This window comes from Hydrogenophaga sp. ANAO-22 (assembly GCF_042466645.1).
In the GTDB taxonomy this organism is placed as follows: Bacteria; Pseudomonadota; Gammaproteobacteria; order Burkholderiales; family Burkholderiaceae_C; genus Hydrogenophaga.
Genome location: NZ_CP159956.1, coordinates 3,782,232 through 3,800,668, shown reverse-complemented (window position 1 = coordinate 3,800,668; position 18,437 = coordinate 3,782,232). Strand labels below are relative to the sequence as shown.

Below are 18,437 nucleotides of genomic sequence, written 5' to 3'. Positions count from 1 at the left end.
GCAAGCAGGCGCTTTGTAAAAATAAGAAGCCCTGTCACGCGCCGGACACGCGAACCGGCGGCCCTCCCACGGCCTGCGCCTCGTCCAGCACGCGTTCGAGGATCCGCGGGATCTCGAACAGCGCGCGGTTGTCCATGCGGCGCACGCAGGCGCGGTGGCCGTCCAGGCCGGCCAGCAGCCGCGCCACCGCCGCGTCGATGCCGCGAAAGCTGCGCAGCACCAGGCCCAGGCCGTTCTCGCGCACCCAGTGCGCGTTGTAGCGTTCCTGCGGCATGGTCCAGGCGTTGTCCACCACGATCACGGGCAACCCCTGCTGCACCGCCTCGCTCAGGCTGCCCGGCCCGGGCTTGCCGATGAAGAAGTCGGCCAGGCGCATGTAGCGCGGCACCTCGGTGCTGAAGCCCACCACGCAGCGCGGCGCGCCGCGCGGCAGCGCCTGCAGGCGCGCGGCCAGGGCCTTGTTGTGGCCGCAGATCAGGATCAGCTGCGTGCTGGCCGCCAGGCGCTCGGCGATGCCCAGCATGGCCTTGGAGCCGTGGCCGCCGAACATCACGATGCCGGTGGGCCGCGAAGGATCGTGCCCGAGCTGGCGCAGCTCCTGCTCGCGGTCCAGCCGCATGGGCTGGTAGAACTCGGGCCGGATGATCATGCCGGAGGTGGCGTGCACCCGCTCGGGCGCGTGGCCCAGCGCGAGCGCCTGCGCCACCGCGCGCGGCGTGCCGCAGACCAGGTGCTGGCGCGGGTCGCGCTCGATCCAGAAATTCGGCGGCACATCGGCCAGGTCGGTCAGCACGGTGGCGTAGGGCACGCCCGGCAAGGACGCGCCCAGGCTCTCGAGCATGGCGCGGTTGAAGTTGGGCACCAGCGAGACCACCAGGTCCGGCTCGGTGCGCAGCCAGTGCTGCTGCAGCTGGCGCAGCAGCATGGGGTGCGCCAGGCGAATCAGGCCTTGCAGCAGCTTGAGCTCCTGCGCCATGCCGATGGTCCAGCCGCGCGCCAGGCGCCGGTTGTACCAGTCCTCCGGCGCGCTGCCGGTCATCTGCTGGAACTTGGCCTTGGGGTCGAGCACCTCGAACAGGTTGACGAGCCGCACGTTCCAGGGCGTGGGCTGTTCGCGCAGCACCGCCTCCAGCGCCAGGGCGGAAGCGCGGTGGCCGCCACCGGCGTTGAAATAGATCAGGTCGACGGTTCGCATGGGCCGATTGGATCGGTGGTTTGTGTCAACGGTGTGGCAGCCCTCGGGACCGCGCCGACAGCCGACCGGGGCTGGCATTCAACTTGCATGACACCTTGTATCCAAGATGGAATGCCTGTTCATGGTGCAAGACACCCTTTCTCTTCCTGCCGCAGCCGACCCGTGGGCGAAGCTCTCCGAGCCCTTCGCGCCCGAGGCCTGGATCCACCGGCCGGCGCGGCCGCTGGCCGGGTCATCGGAGGGAGCGCTCGCCGGCCTGAGCTTCGCCGTCAAGGACAACATCGACGTGGCGGGCTGGCCCACCACGGCCGCCTGCCCCGCCTTCGCCTACACCGCCAGCGCGCACGCCAGCGTGGTGCAAACCCTGCTCGATGCTGGTGCGACCTTGCACGGCAAGACCAACCTGGACCAGTTCGCCTGTGGCCTGAACGGCACACGCTCGCCCTATGGCGCCGTGCCCAACGCGATCAACCCACTGTATGTGTCGGGCGGCTCCAGCTCGGGCTCGGCCTATGCCGTGGCCACCGGCCAGGTGGACTTCTCGCTGGGCACCGATACCGCCGGCTCGGGCCGCGTGCCCGCCGGCCTGAACAACATCGTGGGCTTGAAACCCTCGCGCGGCCTCATCAGCGCGCGCGGCGTGGTGCCGGCCGCGCAGGCGGTGGACTGTGTGTCCATCTTCACCACCACCGTGGCCGGCGCGGCACGGGTGCTGGCAGCCGCCATGGGCCACGACGCGGCCGACCCCTACTCGCGCGCGCTGGTGATGGCCGGCACGCCCTTTGGCCCCACCTTTCACTTCGGCGTGCCGGCGCAACCCGAGTTCTTCGGTGACACCGCCGCCAGCGCGGCCTACGGCGATGCGCTCGCGCAACTGGCGGCCATGGGCGGCGAAGCCGTGCCGCTGGACTTCACGCCCCTCGCCGCCTGCGCCGAGATGCTGTATGGCAGCGCGCTGGTGGCGCAGCGCTACGAGGCGATTCGCAGCTTTTTTGACGCACACGAAGACGAGGTGATGGAGCCGGTGCGCGGCATCATCGCCGCCGGCCGAGGCTACAGCGCGGCCGACCTGGTGGCCGCGCAGACGCGGCTGGCCGCGCTCGGGCAACAGGCGGGGGCGCTTTGGCAGGGCATCGATCTGCTGGTGGTGCCCACCGCGCCCACGCACCACACCATCGCCCGCATGCAGGCCGACCCGGTGGCGCTCAACCGCCAGCTCGGCGCCTACACAAACTTCGTCAACCTGCTCGACTACGCCGCGCTCTCGGTGCCGGCCAGCCTGCGCGCCGACGGCCTGCCTTTCGGCGTCACGCTGATCGGGCGCTGCGGATCGGACTGGCAGCTCGCCGAACTCGGTCAGCGCTTCCACCACGCCACCGGCCTTCCCCAAGGCGCCACGCGCATGCCTTTGCCCCCGATGCAAACCATTCCGGGGCTCGCCCCAACCTTTCTTTCCCAACCCTCCAGGAGCCCCGCATGAAACACGCCCCCGCCGCCCCCACCTCTTCCACTTCCGCGCGGCGCCGCCAGGTCTTGCAGCTCGGCGTGGCCGGCGCGACCATCGGCCTGCTGGGCGCGCCCGGCGTGCTGCGCGCGCAGACCGGGCCGAAGATCCGCATCGGCTACTGGCCGATCGCCGCCGGCCTGCCGTTCTACTCGGCCATCGAACTGGGCTACTTCAAGGAGGCGGGCCTGGACGTGGAGCCGCTCAAGTTCGCCGGCGCGCAGCAGGTGATGGAGGCGGTGCTCTCGGGCCGCGCCGACGGCACCGCCAACGGCACCGGCTCGGCCAACATCGCCATTGGCGAGATCGCCCAGCCCGGCACCTTCAAGATTTTCTGCTCCAACCCGAGCAACGTGAAGCACGTGCTCGACGAAGTCATCGTGCCGGTGGCCAGCCCGGCCAAGGTGATGGCCGACCTCAAGGGCAAGCGCATCGCCTCGGGCCCGGGCATCCAGAACGTGACGCTGGCCAAGACCATCCTCGAGCGCGGCGGAGCCAGTGGCGCGACGGTCGTCGAACTGCCGATCGGCCAGCACGTGGCGGCCCTCGCGGCCGGCCAGGTGGACGGCGCCTACACGCTCGAACCCACGGGCACCATCGGCCGCATGAACGGCACCACCAAGGTGCTCGAAGCCGGCGTGATCGCGAAGTACGTGTTGGGCGACCCGATGGCGCCCTGGTTCGGCGGCTCGGCCTCGCTCTCGTCGGACTTCATCAAGAAGAACCCCGACGCGGCGAAGAAGTTCGTGGCGGCCTACGGCAAGGGGGTGGCCTTCGTGCGCACCAAGGCCGCCGACGCGCGCCAGTACCTCAAGGGCTACACCGCCATCGAAGGTCCGCTCACCGGCGAGGTGCCGCTGGCCGCGTACACCATGTACAACGAGTTCACCCCGGCCGACGTGGCGCACTTCCAGAAGTTCTTCGACCTGTTCAGCGAGAAAGGCATCTTCGCCTCGCGCCTGATGGTCGACTCCATGCTCTACAAGGGCTGAGGCCATGAGCACCACCCCGCCCGTGGTCACCGAAGCGGCCACCCCACCCTGGAACCCGCCGGCGTCGGCCGGCGCACCCACGCCAACGAGGAAGACCGACTGGGGCAAGGCCCTGCCTTTCGTGGGTCCGGTGGTGCTGTTCATCATCTGGGACCTGGCCGTGCGACTGGGCTTCATCAAGCCCATCCTGCTGCCGCCGCCGGTGGACGCCCTGGGCGCGCTGCTGAGCGGCCTGGCCGGCGGCCCGCTCATGACCGACTTCGCCGTCACGGTCTGGCGCACGGTGCAGGCCTTCCTGATCGCGGCGGTGGTCGGCATGCCGCTGGGCGTGCTGCTCGGCAGCAACGAAAAGGCCTACCGCAGCGTGGAGTTCCTGATCGATTTCTTCCGCTCAACGCCCTCGTCCGCGCTGATCCCGTTGTTCCTGATGATCTTCGGCGTCTCCGACATCAACAAGGTCGCGATCGCCGCGTTCGGCGCACTGCTGATCGTGGTCTTCAACAGCGCCTACGGCGTGATCAACGCGCGCAAGCAGCGCGTGATGGCGGCCAAGGTGATGGGCGCGACGCGCTGGCAGGTGTTCAAGGACGTGCTGGTGTGGGAAAGCCTGCAACCCAGCTTCGTGGGCCTTCGCTCGGCGGTCTCGATGGCGCTGGTCATCGTGATCGTGGCCGAGATGTTCATCGGCGCCGACAGCGGCCTGGGCAACCGGATCATCAACTCGCAGCAAGTGATGAACGTGAAGGACATGTACGCGTCCATCCTGGCCGCCGGCGCGCTCGGCTACGCGCTGAACGTGCTGTTCCTCGTCATCGAAAGAAAGATCGTTCACTGGAGTGGAAGATGAACACAGCCGTCAACGCACCGGTGTACGACGCCGACGTGCCCGCCCCCGCCTTCCAGCCCGGGCCGGCCGGCACGCACATCACCATCCGCGGCCTGACCAAGTATTTCGCGGGCTGGCCGCTGTACGAGAACTTCGACCTCGACATCCCCAAGCACAAGATCGTTTCGGTGTTCGGCCCCAACGGCTGCGGCAAGAGCACGCTGATCAACATGATCGCGGGCCTGATCCCGATCGACAGCGGCGAGATCCTGTTCGACGGCAAGAGCCTTAAGGACACCAAGATCGGCTACGTGTTCCAGAACTACCGCGAGGCGATGTTCCCGTGGATGCGCACCATCGACAACATCGCCTACCCGCTCAAGCTGGAAGGCCGATCCAAGGCCGAGGTGGACCGCCGCATGGCCGAGCTGGTCGCCTCGTTCGACGTGAAGTTCGATCTCAACCGCTACCCCTACGAGCTCTCCGGGGGGCAACAGCAGACGGCTTCCATCATGCGGGCCCTGGCGCCCAACCCCGAGGTGCTGTTCCTGGACGAGCCCTTCTCGGCCCTGGACTTCGAGATGACGCTGTTCATCCGCGAAAAGCTGCAGGAGGTCTTCATGCAGACCGGCACCACCATGATGCTGGTTTCGCACGACCTCGAGGAAGCGGTGTACCTGGCCGACCAGGTGCTGCTGCTGACCAAGCGGCCGACCAAGGTGGCCGAGATCCTGGCCTACGACGACCCGCGTCCGCGCACCACGGCGACCCTGTCCGAGGCCAGCTTCATTGCCGCCAAGAAGCGCAGCCTGGAGATCTTCCAGCGCGAGGTGCGGCGATGACCGAGGTGCAGACCCTGATCTACGTGCAGGCCGCTGCTGTGGCGCTGGACCTGCATCTGGACACGGCCCAGGCCGCGCGCGTGGCGTCCCACATGCACCGCACCGCCGCCATGGCCGCATTGCTGGACGCCGACCCATTGCACGACGAGGACGAGCTGGCCGAGATCTATTGCCCGGCACCGTTCCCATCGGAGGCGCGCTGACATGGCCTTGCCCCCCACCCTCAGCCAGACCGCGCAGGCGGTGGCCGGCGGCCAGCGCAGCGCGACCGAGGTGCTGGACGCGTGCATCGCGCGCATCGAAGCCACCGAGGCGCGCGTGAACGCCTTCACCAGCACGCGCTTCGAGGACGCGCGCGCCCAGGCCGCGCGCATCGATGCCTGGCGCGCGCGCGGCGAGCCCCTGGGCCCGCTGGCCGGCGTGCCTTTCGCGGTGAAGAACCTGTTCGACATCGCGGGCGAAGTGACACTGGCCGGCTCCAAGGTCAACCGCGGCAACCCACCCGCCACCGCCGACGCGGTGCTCGTGCAGCGCCTGCAGGACAGCGGCGCGGTGCTGGTCGGCTCGCTCAACATGGACGAGTACGCCTACGGCTTCACCACCGAGAACAGCCACTACGGCCCCACGCACAACCCGCACCGGCCCGGCCACGTGGCCGGCGGATCGTCGGGCGGCTCGGGGGCGGCGGTGGCCGCCGGCCAGGTCCCGCTCACCCTGGGCTCGGACACCAACGGCTCGATCCGCGTGCCCTCGTCGTTCTGCGGTGTGTGGGGCTTGAAGCCCACCTTCGGCCGGCTCTCGCGCCGCGGCAGCTACCCCTTCGTCGCCAGCATCGACCACCTCGGCCCCTTCGCCGACGATCTGGACGGCCTGGCCCTGGCCTACGACGCCCTGCAAGGCCCCGACCCGCGGGACCCGGGCTGTTTCGCCACCTCGGTGCAGGCCGCCGCGCCCTCGCTCTCCCAGGGGGTGCAGGGCCTGCGGGTGGGCCTGCTCGGCGGCTACTTCGTGGACCACGCCAGCGCCCCGGCGCGCGAGGTGGTGGCGCGCGCCGCTGCCGCGCTCGGCGCCAGCGCCACGGTGGCCTGGCCCGACGCGGCCCAGGCCCGCGCGGCCGCTTTCATCGTCAGCGCCAGCGAAGGCGGCGCGCTGCACCTGCAGCGCCTGCGCCGCCAGGCGGCCGACTTCGAACCCCTCTCGGTGGACCGCTTCATCTCGGGCGCGCTGCAACCCGCCGCCTGGTACGTGCGCGCACAGCGCTTTCGCCGGGTCTACCGCGACCGGGTCAACGCCCTGTTCCGCGATTGGGACGTGCTGATCGCGCCCGCCACGCCGGTGCCCGCGCCGGCCATCGGCACCGAGTGGATCGAGATCAACGGCCAGCGCTTTCCCTGCCGGCCTTCCATCGGCCTGCTCACACAACCCATCTCGTTCGCCGGCTGCCCGGTGGTGGCCGCGCCGATGTGGCCCGAAGGCACCGACGGCCTGCCGATCGGCGTGCAGCTCATCGCCGCGCCCTGGCGCGAGGACCTCGCGCTGCGCGCGGGCTGGGCGCTGGCGCAGGCCGGCGTGGCGCACCTCAAGGAAACCCGCCTGTGATGGACATCAACCTGCCCGACGTGCTGGCCGAGGTGACGGCCGCGTTCGAACGCTACGAGCTGGCGCTCGTCGGCAACGACGTGGCCGTGCTCGACGAGCTGTTCTGGAACAGCCCGCACACGCTGCGCTACGGCACCACCGAAAACCTGTACGGCCATGGCGCCATCCGCGAGTTCCGCGCGAGCCGCCCGTCGAGCGGTCTGGCGCGCACGCTGGGCAAGACCGTGATCACCACCTACGGCCGCGACTTCGCGACCGCCAACACCGAGTTCCACCGCGCCGGCAATGCCAAGGTCGGCCGCCAGAGCCAGACCTGGCTGCGCACACCCGAGGGCTGGCGCGTCGTCTCGGCCCACGTGAGCCTCATGAGCTGAACCCCGTCCCGTCCCCGTCCGTCCCCAACCAGGAGCGATCCCATGAACCACCCCGCCTTCACCCGCCGCGAAACGATCAAGACCCTGGCCGCGCTCGGCGCGGCTGCCGCCAGCCCGTGGGCCCTCGCGCAGAAGCCCATCACCGTGGGCGTGATCTATGTCGGCCCGCGCGACGACTATGGCTACAACCAGGCCCACGCCGAGGCCGCCGCGCAGCTCAAGAAGATGGCCGGCGTGAAGGTGGTGGAAGAAGAGAACGTGCCCGAAACCGCCGCCGTGCAGCGCAGCATGACCGGCATGATCGCGCAGGACGGCGCCTCCCTGGTGTTCCCCACCTCCTTCGGCTACTTCGACCCGCACATGCTCGCCGTGGCCGGCAAGTTCCCCGATGCGCGCTTCGCCCATTGCGGCGGCATGTGGACCGAGGGCAAGCACCCGAAGAACACGGCCAGCTTCTTCGGCTACATCGACGAGTGCCAGTACCTCAACGGCGTGATCGCCGGGCACATGACCAAGAGCAACAAGATCGGCTTCATCGCCGCCAAGCCGATCCCGCAGGTGCTGCGAAACATCAACGCCTTCACCATGGGCGCGCGCTCGGTCAAGCCGGGCATCACCACGCAGGTGATCTTCACCGGCGACTGGTCCATGCCCGTGAAGGAGGCCGAGGCCACCAACAGCATGGCCGACCAGGGCGTGGACGTGTTCACCATGCACGTGGACGGCCCCAAAGTGATCGTGGAGACCGCCGCCAAGCGCGGCAAGATGGTCTGCGGCTACCACGCCAGCCAGGCCAAGCTCGCGCCCCAGGCCTACCTGACCGGCGCCGAATGGAACTGGCTCACCGCCTACACCGCCTTCCTGGAAGCGGCCCGCAGCGGCAAGCCGCACCCCAACTTCGTGCGCGGCGGCCTGAAGGAGGGCTTCGTCAAGCCCTCGGCCTACGGCCCGGCGGTGACCGATGCCGCGAAGAAACAGGCCGACGGCATCAAGGCGCAAATGGTGGCCGGCAGCTTCGACATCTTCAAGGGACCGCTCAAGGACAACAAGGGCGCGACCGTGATCCCCGCCGGCAAGGTGTTCAAGCAGATCGACCTGGAGCTCGAGAAGATGAACTACCTGGTCGAAGGCGTCAACGGCAGCGTCTGACGCCTTCACGGCCATGCGCAACATCCTGCTGCCCGTCGGCGCCATCCTCGCCGCCCTGCTGCTGTTCGGGCTCTTCGTCTCGTTCGCGGGCGTGGACCCGGTGGAGGTGTGGGTGCTGCTGTTCAAGGGCGCGTTCGGCGACTGGTATTCGTGGCAGAACACGCTGCAGCGCGCCGCGCCGCTGATGCTCACCGCGCTGTGCGTGGCGATCCCCGCGCGCGCCGGCCTGGTGGTGATCGGCGGCGAGGGCGCGCTGGTCCTGGGCGGCCTGGCCAGCGCGGCGCTGGCCCACGCGGTGCCGCTGCCGGCCCACCTGGCCGGCACGCTGGCGGTGTGCCTCGCGGGCGCGCTGGCAGGGGCGCTGTGGATCGCACTGGCCGGCTGGCTGCGCCAGTTTCGCGGCATCAACGAAACCATCAGCAGCCTGCTGCTGGCCTATGTCGCCATCGGCCTGTTCAAGCACCTCGTGGAGGGACCGCTGCGCGACCCGGCCAGCCTGAACAAGCCCTCTACCCCCGCGCTGGACGAGGGCCTGTTGATCGGCGGCATCGCGGGCTCGGACGTGCACTGGGGCCTGGTGATCGGCATCGGGGTCTGCCTGCTCGCCGGCCTTTGGCTGCGCCTCACGCCCTCGGGTTTCGCGGTCCAGGTGGTGGGTGGCAACCCCCGCGCAGCGCAATTGGTGGGCCTGCCCGCCACGCGCCTGATCATCGTGGCCTGCGCGCTCGGCGGCGCGGCCGCCGGCCTGGCCGGCGCGATCGAGGTGGCGGCCGTGCACACCAGCGCCAACGCCGCGCTGATCGCCGGCTACGGCTACGCGGGCATCCTGGTGTCGTTCATCGCGCGCCACCACCCGGTCGCGGTGGTGCCGGTGGCCATCGTGTTCGGCGGTTTCGGCGCGGCCGGCAGCCTGCTGCAACGCCGCCTGGGCTTGCCCGATGCCTCGGTGCTGCTGCTGCAGGGCATCGCCTTCGTGCTCATCCTGGCCAGCGAGGCCCTGCGCGACCTGGACTGGAAACGCGTCTTCGATCGTCTGGGCCAGTTCGGGCCGTCCGAGCCGGTGCCCATCGTGATGCCCTCGCCCGACACGGCCAAAGGAGAGCCGAGGTGACCGCAGCGCCGGGCCGCCCCAAGCCAGGTCGCACCGCAGTGCGAAGCACGGAGGATTTCGAATGAGCGCCGACCAGTTCCTGATCTTCCTTGCCGGCATCGTCGGTGGTGCGCTGCGCGTGGGCGTGCCTTTCCTCTTCGTGAGCCTGGGCGAGTGCCTCACCGAAAAATCCGGCCGCATCAACCTCGGCCTCGAAGGCGTGCTGGTGCTCTCGGCCATGGTCGCCTTCGGCGCCTCCTACCTGAGCGGTTCGCCCTGGGTGGGCGTGCTCGCCGCCGCCGTGGCGGGCGCCTTGCTGGCCACGCTGCACGGCCTGTTGTGCTCGCTGCCGCGCGTGAACGACATCGCCACCGGCATCGCGCTCATGCTGCTGGGCATGGGCCTGGCGTTCTACCTCGGCAAGCCGCTGATCCAGCCGCAGGCCGCGCAGTTGCCCGCGATCCCGCTGGGCTTCTGGAGCGAGTCGCCGGCCGTGCGCTCGGCCTTGCAGATCAATGCCCTGCTGCCCATCGGCCTGCTGCTGGCGCTGGCCATGGGGTGGGCGTTCGCGCGCACCCGCGCCGGCCTGCTGGTGCGCATGGCGGGCGACTCGGCCAACGCCACGCGCGCGCTGGGGTACTCGGTCTCGGGCATCCGCATCGCCGCCACCGCGGCGGGCGGCCTGATCGCCGGCCTGGGTGGCGCCTCGCTCACGCTGTTCTACCCGGGCAGCTGGAACGAGGGCATCTCCAGCGGCCAGGGCCTGATCGCCGTGGCGCTGGTGATCTTCGCGCGCTGGAGCCCGCTGCGCTGCGTGGGTGCCGCGCTGCTGTTCGGCGGTGCGGGTGCCATCGGACCGGCGCTGCAGTCCATCGGCATCGGCTGGGGCTACCACCTTTTCAACATCGTGCCCTATGTGCTCACGCTGCTGATCCTGGTGCTCACCTGCCGGCCGGGCGTGATCGTGCCGGGCAGCCCGACCGAACTTTCGTCCAACAAGTGAGACCCGCCATGGAACGCTTCGTCGACGCCAATCCCTATGCCTGGCCTTACAACGGCGACCTGCGGCCGCAGAACACCGCGCTGATCGTGATCGACATGCAGATCGACTTCTGTGGCACCGGTGGCTACGTGGACAAGATGGGCTACGACATCTCGCTCACACGCGCACCCATCGAGCCGCTGAAGACGCTGATGGCCGGGATGCGGCAGGCGGGGTACCACCTCATCCACACCCGCGAAGGCCATCGGCCCGACCTGTCGGACCTGCCGGCCAACAAGCGCTGGCGCTCGCGCCAGATCGGCACCGACGGCGTGGGCATCGGCGACGACGGTCCGTGCGGCCGCGTCCTGGTGCGCGGCGAGCCGGGCTGGGAGATCATTCCCGAGCTCGCCCCGCTGCCGGGCGAGGCGGTGATCGACAAGCCCGGCAAGGGCTCGTTCTACGCCACCGACCTGGAGCTGCTGCTGCACACGCGCGGCATCCGGAACCTCATCCTCACCGGCATCACCACCGACGTGTGCGTGCACACCACCCTGCGCGACGCGAACGACCGCGGCTTCGAATGCCTGCTGCTGTCGGACTGCACCGCCGCCACCGACCGGGGCAACCACGAGGCCGCGCTGAAGATGATCACCATGCAGGGCGGCGTGTTCGGCGCGCACGCCACCTCCACGTCGCTCCTGGAGGCCATCGCATGACCGACACCACAGCCCCCATTGGCGGCCTGCCCCTGCCCACCGGCGCGCTCGCGCTGGATACCTATGAGATGGGCATGCAGTTCGGCAGCTTCAAGGCGCTGGACGGCGTGAGCATGAAGGTGGCGCCCGGCACGGTGCATGCCCTGCTCGGCGAGAACGGCGCGGGCAAGAGCACGCTGGTGAAATGCGTGGCAGGCTTCCAGCGGCCCACCGCCGGCAGCATCCTGATCGACGGGCGCGAGCAGGCCATTCCCAACCCGGTGGTGGCGCGCACCCTGGGCATCGGCATGGTCTACCAGCACTTCACCCTGGCACCGGGCATGACGGTGGCCGAGAACCTGCTGCTCGCCGGCGGCAAGACGCCGGCTGTCATCAACTGGAAGCGCCAGCGCGCCGAACTGGAGGCATTTCTGTCCTCCACCCCGTTCCAGCTCGACCTGGACGCGCGCCCGCAATCGCTGGCCGCCGGCGAGAAGCAGAAGCTGGAGCTGCTCAAGCAGCTCTACCTGAAGCCGCGCCTGCTGATCCTGGACGAACCGACCTCGGTGCTCACGCCGCAGGAGGCCGACGAGGTGCTGGGCCATGTGCGCCAGTTCGCGCGCAGCGGCCTGTGCACCGTGCTCATCATCACGCACAAGTTCCGCGAAGTGATGGCCTATGCCGACGACGTGACCGTGTTGCGCCGTGGCAAGGCGGTGCACCACTGCGCCGTCATGGACACCAGCCCGGCCCTGCTCGCCCAGGCCATGGTGGGCGAGTCCGGCGCCGCAACCGAACGCCAGGCCACGCGCGCGGCCCTGCCCTCGACCGTGCCGAACGCGCTCGCTTCGCTGGAAGTCCAGGGTTTGAAGGTGATGGGCGACCGGGGCACCCTGGCGGTGCAAGACCTGAGCCTGGCGGTGGCACCCGGCGAAATCCTCGGCATCGCGGGCGTCTCGGGCAACGGTCAGCGCGAGCTGGTGGAGGCGCTGGTGGGCCAGCGCCCGCGCGCGGCCGGCGCGGTGAGCGTGCAGGGCCAGGCCTACGCCGCACGGCGCGAGGAGAACCACCGGCTGAAGGTGCGAAGCCTGCCCGAAGAACCGCTGCGCAACGCCTGCGTGGGCGAACTTTCGGTGGCCCAGAACATGGCGCTGCGCGACTTCGACCGCCCTCCTCTGTGCAGCGGAGGGCGCCTGCGCTTCGGCCATTGGCGCAGCCGCGCGCGCGAGTGGATCGCCGGCTACGGCATCAAGACGCAGGGTGAAGGCGCGCCGATCCGCAGCCTCTCGGGCGGCAATGTGCAACGCGCCGTGCTGGCGCGCGAACTCCACGGCGACATCCACGTGCTGATCGCGGCCAACCCGGTGTTCGGCCTGGACTTCGCGGCGGTGAAGGAAATCCACGGCCGCCTGCGCGGTGTGCGCGACCACGGCGGCGCGGTGCTGCTGATCAGCGAAGACCTGGACGAACTGCTGGAGCTGGCCGACCGCATCGTGGTCATGAGCGAAGGCCGCATCGTGTTCGAGACGCCCGCCGCCTCGGCCAACCGGCAGACCCTGGGTGCCCACATGGGTGGAGGACATTGACCATGCGGCAGATCGACGCCCAACCGTTCACCTACGAGTTCGATGTGGCGCGCACCGCCCTGGTCATCATCGACATGCAGCGCGACTTCATCGAGCCCGGCGGCTTCGGGGAAACGCTGGGCAACGACGTGGCGCTGCTCGCCGCCATCGTGCCGGCCTGCCAGGCGGTGCTGGGCGCCTGGCGCCGCGCGGGCGGCACGGTGGTGCACACCCGCGAGGCGCACGCGCCCGATCTGTCGGACTGCCCGCCCGCCAAGCGCCTGCGCGGCAACCCCAGCCTGCGCATCGGCGACGTGGGCCCCATGGGCCGCATCCTGGTGGCCGGCGAGCCCGGCAACCAGATCATTCCCGCGCTTTCGCCGGTGGCCGGCGAGAGCGTGATCGACAAACCGGGCAAGGGCGCGTTCTACGCGACGCCATTGCATGCGCAACTGCGCCAGGCCGGCATCACGCACCTGATCTTCATGGGCGTGACCACCGAGGTCTGCGTTCAGACCAGCATGCGCGAGGCCAACGACCGCGGCTACGACTGCCTGCTGCTGGAAGACTGCACCGAGAGCTACTTCCCGCATTTCAAGGCCGCCGCCGTGGCGATGTTGCGCGCCCAGGGCGCCATCGTGGGCTGGACCGCCACGGGCCCGCAACTGATCGCCGCCTTGAAAGCACCCTGAGACGGCAAGACTGCTAGAGTTTCCCTGTGCCCACCACCCCACTCACCCGCCGCAGACCCATCTCCGCGCCACTGGCAGGCGCTCACCGCTCGCGCGCCAGCGAGGTGTACGAACAACTCAAACGCGACATCGCCGACTTCCGCATGGTGCCTGGCGACCGCTTCAGCGAGCACGAACTGTGCAGCCGGCTGGAGGTCTCGCGCACGCCGGTGCGCCAGGCGCTGACCCGGCTGCAGCAGGAAGGCCTGGTGGAGGTGATGTTCCGCAGCGGCTGGCGCGTGTTGCCGTTCGACTTCGACAAGTTCGACCAGCTCTACGACCTGCGCATGGTGCTGGAAACCACCGCCGTGCAACGCCTGTGCCTGCAGGAAGTGGAGACCTCCGGCCCCGCCCTGCAGGCGCTCAAAGACCGCTGGCTGGCACCGGCGGCCGAGCGCAGCAGCGACCCGGTGCAGGTCGCCGAATGGGACGAGGATTTCCACGAGGCGCTGGTGCGCGCGGCGGGCAACCCCGAGATGGCGCGTGTGCACCACGACGTGACCGAGCGCATCCGCATCATCCGCCGGCTCGATTTCCTCAAGCAGGTGCGCATCGACGCCACCTACGACGAACACGCCAAGATCCTGCGCGCCATCCTGGCCCGCAAGGCCGACCGGGCCGACCTGCTCATGCGATCGCACATCGAGACCAGCCGGGTCGAGGTGCGCAAGATCACGCTGCACCAGGTGTTCATGGCGCAGCAGGTGGCACCGCCGGGCTAGTTGCCCTGGGAGGGAGCGGCCACCGCGCCAAAGAGGAAGCTGTCCATGGACAGCACGCCGTGCGTGATGCCGCCGTCGATCACGTCGGCGCGGACGCCCTCGCCCGCCGCGCCCGCCGCCACCAGCAGTGGCAAAAAGTGCTCGGTGGTCGGGTGGGCGCGCTGCGCGTGCGGGGCGTCGTCCAGCGTGCGCCGCACGCGCCCGCTGTCGCCCTGGCGCACCGCCTCGCGCACCCAGGCCACGAACTCGGTGGCGTAGGCCTCGTCGTCACCGTGACCGCTGCGGAATTCGTAGAGGTTGTGGGTGAGGCTGCCCGAGCCGATCACCAGCACGCCCTCGTCGCGCAGCGGTGCGAGCGCCTGCCCGAAGGCCCAGGCGCCGGCCGCGTCCAGCCCGTGCGGCAGCGACACCTGGAACACCGGCACGTCGGCGTTCGGATACAGGTAGCGCAGCGGCACCCAGGCACCGTGGTCCAGGCCGCGGTGCTCTTCACCCTGGGCGGTCCAGCCTGCGCGCTTCAACGCGTCCAGCGTGCGGCGGGCCAGATCGGCGTGCCCGGTGGCCGGGTAGGTGATCTCGTAGAGCGGCTGCGGAAAACCGCCGAAGTCGTGGATGGTGGCCGGCTGCTCGCTCAGGCCCACGCGAGCGCCGCGCGTCATCCAGTGCGGCGAGACGATCAGCACCGCCGTGGGCGTGGGCAGCGCGGCGCCCAGCGCGTTCAGTTTCGGGCCGGCCAGGCCGGGCTCCAGCGCGAACGTGGGGGCGCCGTGAGAGACGAACAGGGTGGGCAGGCGGTTCATGGTGGCTCCTTCAAGACATCGATGGAAGGACTTTAAAAGTTCCACATCAAGAGATAAACATGATCCAATGAGACAGACTGTTCCTGATTCAGAGACAAATGGACCGATTTGAAGCGATGAGGGTGTTTGCGGCGGTGGTCGATGCCGGCAGCTTTGTCGCGGCGTCCGACGCCCTGCCCATGTCCAAGGCGGCGGTGTCGCGGCACGTGGCGGAGCTGGAGTCGCACCTGGGCGTGCGCCTGCTCAACCGCACGACGCGGCGGCTCTCGCTCACGCCGGAAGGCGAGGTGTTCCACGCGCGCTGCAAGGAGGTGCTGGCCTCGGTGGACGAGGCCGAGGCCGAGATCACCTCGCGCAGCGGCGAGGCCACCGGGCTGCTGCGCGTGAACGCGCCCTTCACCTTCGGCCTGCTGCACCTGGCGCCGCTGTGGGTGGCCTTCATGGCCAGCCACCCCAAGCTCACGCTGGACGTGACGCTGTCGGACCGCGTGGTCGATCTGGTCGAGGAAGGCTTCGACATGGCGGTGCGCATCGCGCGCCTGCCCGACTCCAGCCTGGTGAGCCGCCAGATCGCGAGCACGCGCCTGGTGCTGTGCGCCTCCCCCGGCTACCTGCGCCAGCACGGCACGCCCCGGCACCCGGCCGAACTCGCGCAGCACCAGGTCGCCGCCTACAGCCTGTTCTCCATGGGTGACCACTGGAGCTTCACCGGGCCGCAGGGGCCGGTCTCGGTGAAGGTCTCGCCCCGGCTGCGCTGCAACAACGGCGACACCTGCCGCCTCGCGGCCCTGCGCCACCAGGGCATCGTGCTGCAGCCTTCCTTCCTCGTGGGCCCGGACCTGCAGGCCGGCACCCTGGTGGAGCTGATGCCCGAGTTCCGCTCCATCGAGCTGGGCGTGTACGTGGTCTACCCCTCGCGCAAGTTCGTCTCGCCCAAGGTGCGCCTGCTGATCGACTTTCTGGTCGAGGCCTTCCGCATGCAGGCCTGGCCGACGCAGAAACGCGCCAAAGGGCGCAGCGGCGGTGAGCGCTAGCGCCGCACGGGGCGCGAGCGCCGCTGCTTGGGCAGGTCCAGCGCCGCGAGGTTGGCCTTGGCGCGCTCGGCCAGGCGGTCCATCAGCCCGTCGAGTTGCGCGACCTCCTCGGGTTCCAGCGCCAGCAGCAGCTGCCGGTTGAGCTCCACCACCACGGGCAGAAACTCGTCGTGCAGCGCGCGGCCCTTGTCCGTCAGGGACACCTTCGCCTGCCGGCGGTCGCTGGGGATGACCTCGCGAGCGGCGAGTTCGAGGTCGACCAGGGTCGTGACGATGCGCGAGGTGCGCGCGCGGTCCAGTTGCGCCAAGTCCGCCAGCTCCGACGACAGCACCGGACCGTGCCGGGCCAACACCACGATCAGCCGCCACTCGCGGCGCGACACGCCATAGCGGGCCTGGCACAGCCGCCCCACGGGCGCGACGGCCACCGCCTGAAGGCGGGTCAGGCGGTAGAGAAAGAGTTCACCCATCACACATCGACTCCACCAGTGAATACCCTGAGCATAGTTGTATTGGTCAACCAATCCAGGAGGGCATAGATTCGAAAAAGGCACCCGAACATCATCCAGGAGACTCCCATGCCATCCCCCCATTCCCCTGTGCGCGTCCTCTTGCTCGCCCTCGCGGCCGGCCTGGCCGCGCCCCAGGCCTTCGCGCAGACCTGGCCGAGCAAACCGGTGACCCTGGTGGTGGGCACACCGGCCGGCGGCGCGGTGGACGTGTACGGCCGGGCGCTGGCCGACCAGTTGGCGAAACAGACCGGCGGCACCTTCGTGGTGGAGAACAAGGGCGGGGCCAACGGCAACCTCAGCGCCGAGCAGGTCCGCAACGCGGCCGCCGACGGGCACACGCTGTGGATCAGCACCCAGGCCATGTTCACAATCAACCCCTCGGTCTACCCGGCCCTGCGCTGGAAGCAGTCGGACTTCAAGCCCATCGCCAAAGGCGTGGAGAACCCGCTGGTGCTGGTGACCCACCCGTCCGTGCCGGCCAGGACGCTGCCCGATCTGGTGAAGTGGGTGGCGGCCAACCCGGGCCAGGTCACCTACGCCTCGTTCAGCCCCGGCACGCCGTCGCACTTCCTGGGCTTCCAGCTCAACGAACGCTTCAAGCTGGACATGGTGCACGTGCCCTACAAGGGCAGCGCACCGCAGATCACCGACCTGCTCGGCGGCCAGGTGCGGCTGGGTTTCGCTCAGTTGCAGGCCGCGCTGCCGCACGTGCAAAGCGGCAAGCTCCACGCCATCGCGGTCACCTCGCGCGAGCGCACCCGCTTCCTGCCCCAGGTGCCCAGCCTGGCCGAACTGGGTTACCCGGACCTGGGCGCCACGGTGTGGTTCGGCCTCATGGCACCGTCGGCCACGCCCAAGGCGGTGGTGGACCAGATCCAGGCCGCCACGGTGAAGGCCCAGGCCGACGCGGACTACAAGGCCAGGCTGGAAGCGCAGGGCTTTGACGTGCCGCGGGAGAATGGCGAGGCCTTCGCGGCCACCATCGCAAGCGAGACGGCGCGCTGGGCCCAGGTGGTCAAGGCCACCGGTTTCAAGGCCAACGACTAACGCGTCGGTGTTTCGCTGGTCAGCGCGAACGCGCTGGCGCGCACCGGCTCGAACGGCCGGATCTCGTACTGCAGGCCGCAGGCCAGGCAGGGGTTGTCGGCCGAGAGGCGCGCGGCTTCTTCCAGGCTGGTGGCGCGCACGAACCAGAAGCCGCCCACCACCTCCTTGGCCTCGGCGAACGGGCCATCGACGATGCGCTCGCGCGTGACCAGTTTGCCGTCGCGCGCCAGCCGCTGGCCCGAGCGCATCACCCCCCGGGCCACCAGCTCGCCGTGCCACACGTAGAAGCGGTCGATCGCGGCCTGGATCTCCTCGGGCGACTTGTCGGCGTCCCACTGGCCGCGCGAGATCACCAGGAATTCCCTGGGTTCGAGGTCCGAGCTCATATCGCCACCCCGGCCGGTGGTTGCGGCGTGCGTTGCGCCGGGTCGTAGAAGAACTGCTCGGACACGATGCGCTCGCCCTCCCAGCGCTGCCAGGCCAGTTCCTCCATCTCGGTGACCGACTCGTCCCGCCAGACGAAGCGGAACCGCCAGCGGATCACCACGTGGTCGCCGTGGACGAGCACCGGGCGCACGCAGCGCGACTTGATGGACGCCGCGCGCGCCATCACCTGTCGCTCGCCGGCCACCAGCTGGTCGCGGCCCACGCGCGGCGGCGCCTGGTTTTCCTGCATGGTGGCGTGCGGCGCGTAGAAGTCTTCGATGGCCTGGTCGTGCGCGTTCTGCTCCACCAGGGCGATGAAACGTTCGAGGGTGTCGGGGTTGGGCATGGC

Annotated in this window: 20 protein-coding genes and 1 pseudogene; 16 read left to right on the top strand and 5 right to left on the bottom strand. The window is 69.7% G+C overall.

The window, feature by feature from the left end; genetic code table 11:
• Positions 1–34: 34 nt before the first annotated feature.
• Entirely contained in the window at positions 35–1,195 is a 1,161-nt protein-coding gene (locus ABSY19_RS18290; protein WP_382154385.1) for a glycosyltransferase, read from the bottom strand.
• A gap of 121 nt (positions 1,196–1,316) precedes the next feature.
• Between ABSY19_RS18290 and atzF the strand changes: the two are divergent.
• The 14 genes and pseudogenes from atzF to ABSY19_RS18220 all read left to right on the top strand — a co-directional run.
• Positions 1,317–2,633, top strand: a pseudogene (gene atzF, locus ABSY19_RS18285) (allophanate hydrolase); the annotation flags it as partial.
• A 38-nt stretch (positions 2,634–2,671) separates the two neighbouring features.
• Positions 2,672–3,691, top strand: a complete 1,020-nt coding sequence (locus ABSY19_RS18280; protein ID WP_382154382.1) for an ABC transporter substrate-binding protein — start codon at positions 2,672–2,674, stop codon at positions 3,689–3,691.
• 4 nt (positions 3,692–3,695) lie between these two features.
• Positions 3,696–4,538, top strand: coding sequence for an ABC transporter permease (locus tag ABSY19_RS18275; RefSeq protein WP_382154379.1), 843 nt, complete (start codon positions 3,696–3,698; stop codon positions 4,536–4,538).
• Positions 4,535–5,359 carry an ABC transporter ATP-binding protein gene (locus ABSY19_RS18270; RefSeq protein WP_382154376.1) on the top strand — a complete coding sequence of 275 codons (825 nt, stop codon included), beginning with the start codon at positions 4,535–4,537 and terminating at the stop codon, positions 5,357–5,359. Before ABSY19_RS18275 ends, ABSY19_RS18270 begins: the two co-directional genes overlap by 4 nt.
• The gene (locus ABSY19_RS18265) at positions 5,356–5,562 is read left to right on the top strand and encodes an AtzG-like protein (protein ID WP_382154373.1); all 207 of its coding nucleotides are present in this window, start codon (positions 5,356–5,358) and stop codon (positions 5,560–5,562) included. Before ABSY19_RS18270 ends, ABSY19_RS18265 begins: the two co-directional genes overlap by 4 nt.
• 1 nt (position 5,563) lies before the next feature.
• Positions 5,564–6,958 (top strand): AtzE family amidohydrolase, encoded by a 1,395-nt coding sequence (locus tag ABSY19_RS18260; RefSeq protein WP_382154370.1) that lies wholly within the window; start codon positions 5,564–5,566, stop codon positions 6,956–6,958.
• On the top strand, positions 6,958–7,332 hold the full coding sequence (gene hpxZ / locus ABSY19_RS18255) for an oxalurate catabolism protein HpxZ (protein WP_382154367.1): 375 nt from the start codon (positions 6,958–6,960) through the stop codon (positions 7,330–7,332). The genes ABSY19_RS18260 and hpxZ overlap by 1 nt, the downstream gene beginning before the upstream one ends.
• Positions 7,333–7,374: 42 nt before the next feature.
• Positions 7,375–8,481, top strand: a complete 1,107-nt coding sequence (locus tag ABSY19_RS18250; protein WP_382154364.1) for a BMP family ABC transporter substrate-binding protein — start codon at positions 7,375–7,377, stop codon at positions 8,479–8,481.
• 13 nt (positions 8,482–8,494) lie between these two features.
• The gene (locus ABSY19_RS18245) at positions 8,495–9,592 is read left to right on the top strand and encodes an ABC transporter permease (protein WP_382154362.1); all 1,098 of its coding nucleotides are present in this window, start codon (positions 8,495–8,497) and stop codon (positions 9,590–9,592) included.
• 61 nt (positions 9,593–9,653) lie between these two features.
• Positions 9,654–10,574, top strand: coding sequence for an ABC transporter permease (locus tag ABSY19_RS18240; RefSeq protein WP_382154359.1), 921 nt, complete (start codon positions 9,654–9,656; stop codon positions 10,572–10,574).
• 8 nt (positions 10,575–10,582) lie between these two features.
• The gene (locus tag ABSY19_RS18235) at positions 10,583–11,272 is read left to right on the top strand and encodes a cysteine hydrolase family protein (protein WP_382154356.1); all 690 of its coding nucleotides are present in this window, start codon (positions 10,583–10,585) and stop codon (positions 11,270–11,272) included.
• Entirely contained in the window at positions 11,269–12,837 is a 1,569-nt protein-coding gene (locus ABSY19_RS18230) for an ABC transporter ATP-binding protein (RefSeq protein WP_382154353.1), read from the top strand. The genes ABSY19_RS18235 and ABSY19_RS18230 overlap by 4 nt, the downstream gene beginning before the upstream one ends.
• Positions 12,838–12,839: 2 nt before the next feature.
• On the top strand, positions 12,840–13,508 hold the full coding sequence (locus ABSY19_RS18225) for a cysteine hydrolase family protein (protein WP_382154350.1): 669 nt from the start codon (positions 12,840–12,842) through the stop codon (positions 13,506–13,508).
• Positions 13,509–13,534: 26 nt separating this feature from the next.
• Positions 13,535–14,269, top strand: coding sequence for a GntR family transcriptional regulator (locus ABSY19_RS18220; protein ID WP_382154347.1), 735 nt, complete (start codon positions 13,535–13,537; stop codon positions 14,267–14,269).
• Here ABSY19_RS18220 and ABSY19_RS18215 read toward each other — a convergent pair.
• Positions 14,266–15,069 carry a dioxygenase gene (locus ABSY19_RS18215; RefSeq protein WP_382154344.1) on the bottom strand — a complete coding sequence of 268 codons (804 nt, stop codon included), beginning with the start codon at positions 15,067–15,069 and terminating at the stop codon, positions 14,266–14,268. The two genes, ABSY19_RS18220 and ABSY19_RS18215, sit on opposite strands and share 4 nt — an antisense overlap.
• Before the next feature lie 98 nt (positions 15,070–15,167).
• Between ABSY19_RS18215 and ABSY19_RS18210 the strand changes: the two genes are divergently transcribed.
• Positions 15,168–16,103: a LysR family transcriptional regulator gene (locus ABSY19_RS18210; protein ID WP_382154341.1), complete on the top strand. Its 936-nt coding sequence runs from the start codon at positions 15,168–15,170 to the stop codon at positions 16,101–16,103.
• On the opposite strand, the gene ABSY19_RS18205 is transcribed toward ABSY19_RS18210, so the two are convergent.
• Entirely contained in the window at positions 16,100–16,573 is a 474-nt protein-coding gene (locus ABSY19_RS18205) for a MarR family winged helix-turn-helix transcriptional regulator (RefSeq protein ID WP_382154338.1), read from the bottom strand. The genes ABSY19_RS18210 and ABSY19_RS18205 overlap by 4 nt on opposite strands.
• Positions 16,574–16,681: 108 nt before the next feature.
• Here ABSY19_RS18205 and ABSY19_RS18200 point away from each other — a divergent pair, with 108 nt between their 5' ends.
• Complete coding sequence (locus ABSY19_RS18200) at positions 16,682–17,662, top strand: Bug family tripartite tricarboxylate transporter substrate binding protein (RefSeq protein ID WP_382154335.1); 981 nt, start codon at positions 16,682–16,684, stop codon at positions 17,660–17,662.
• On the opposite strand, the gene ABSY19_RS18195 is transcribed toward ABSY19_RS18200, so the two are convergent.
• Positions 17,659–18,048 (bottom strand): YciI family protein, encoded by a 390-nt coding sequence (locus tag ABSY19_RS18195; protein ID WP_291111225.1) that lies wholly within the window; start codon positions 18,046–18,048, stop codon positions 17,659–17,661. The two genes, ABSY19_RS18200 and ABSY19_RS18195, sit on opposite strands and share 4 nt — an antisense overlap.
• A complete protein-coding gene (locus tag ABSY19_RS18190) occupies positions 18,045–18,434 on the bottom strand; it encodes a nuclear transport factor 2 family protein (protein WP_382154332.1) in 390 nt (129 codons plus the stop codon). Before ABSY19_RS18190 ends, ABSY19_RS18195 begins: the two co-directional genes overlap by 4 nt.
• Positions 18,435–18,437: the final 3 nt, after the last annotated feature.

What these genes read in the sequence shown, in the direction of transcription:
- ABSY19_RS18290 (WP_382154385.1), bottom strand. Translation starts at nt 1,195, where the DNA reads ATGCGAACCGTCGACCTGATCTATTTCAACGCCGGTGGCGGCCACCGC.
- ABSY19_RS18280 (WP_382154382.1), top strand. Translation starts at nt 2,672, where the DNA reads ATGAAACACGCCCCCGCCGCCCCCACCTCTTCCACTTCCGCGCGGCGC.
- ABSY19_RS18275 (WP_382154379.1), top strand. Translation starts at nt 3,696, where the DNA reads ATGAGCACCACCCCGCCCGTGGTCACCGAAGCGGCCACCCCACCCTGG.
- ABSY19_RS18270 (WP_382154376.1), top strand. Translation starts at nt 4,535, where the DNA reads ATGAACACAGCCGTCAACGCACCGGTGTACGACGCCGACGTGCCCGCC.
- ABSY19_RS18265 (WP_382154373.1), top strand. Translation starts at nt 5,356, where the DNA reads ATGACCGAGGTGCAGACCCTGATCTACGTGCAGGCCGCTGCTGTGGCG.
- ABSY19_RS18260 (WP_382154370.1), top strand. Translation starts at nt 5,564, where the DNA reads ATGGCCTTGCCCCCCACCCTCAGCCAGACCGCGCAGGCGGTGGCCGGC.
- hpxZ (WP_382154367.1), top strand. Translation starts at nt 6,958, where the DNA reads ATGGACATCAACCTGCCCGACGTGCTGGCCGAGGTGACGGCCGCGTTC.
- ABSY19_RS18250 (WP_382154364.1), top strand. Translation starts at nt 7,375, where the DNA reads ATGAACCACCCCGCCTTCACCCGCCGCGAAACGATCAAGACCCTGGCC.
- ABSY19_RS18245 (WP_382154362.1), top strand. Translation starts at nt 8,495, where the DNA reads ATGCGCAACATCCTGCTGCCCGTCGGCGCCATCCTCGCCGCCCTGCTG.
- ABSY19_RS18240 (WP_382154359.1), top strand. Translation starts at nt 9,654, where the DNA reads ATGAGCGCCGACCAGTTCCTGATCTTCCTTGCCGGCATCGTCGGTGGT.
- ABSY19_RS18235 (WP_382154356.1), top strand. Translation starts at nt 10,583, where the DNA reads ATGGAACGCTTCGTCGACGCCAATCCCTATGCCTGGCCTTACAACGGC.
- ABSY19_RS18230 (WP_382154353.1), top strand. Translation starts at nt 11,269, where the DNA reads ATGACCGACACCACAGCCCCCATTGGCGGCCTGCCCCTGCCCACCGGC.
- ABSY19_RS18225 (WP_382154350.1), top strand. Translation starts at nt 12,840, where the DNA reads ATGCGGCAGATCGACGCCCAACCGTTCACCTACGAGTTCGATGTGGCG.
- ABSY19_RS18215 (WP_382154344.1), bottom strand. Translation starts at nt 15,069, where the DNA reads ATGAACCGCCTGCCCACCCTGTTCGTCTCTCACGGCGCCCCCACGTTC.
- ABSY19_RS18210 (WP_382154341.1), top strand. Translation starts at nt 15,168, where the DNA reads ATGGACCGATTTGAAGCGATGAGGGTGTTTGCGGCGGTGGTCGATGCC.
- ABSY19_RS18205 (WP_382154338.1), bottom strand. Translation starts at nt 16,573, where the DNA reads ATGGGTGAACTCTTTCTCTACCGCCTGACCCGCCTTCAGGCGGTGGCC.
- ABSY19_RS18200 (WP_382154335.1), top strand. Translation starts at nt 16,682, where the DNA reads ATGCCATCCCCCCATTCCCCTGTGCGCGTCCTCTTGCTCGCCCTCGCG.
- ABSY19_RS18195 (WP_291111225.1), bottom strand. Translation starts at nt 18,048, where the DNA reads ATGAGCTCGGACCTCGAACCCAGGGAATTCCTGGTGATCTCGCGCGGC.
- ABSY19_RS18190 (WP_382154332.1), bottom strand. Translation starts at nt 18,434, where the DNA reads ATGCCCAACCCCGACACCCTCGAACGTTTCATCGCCCTGGTGGAGCAG.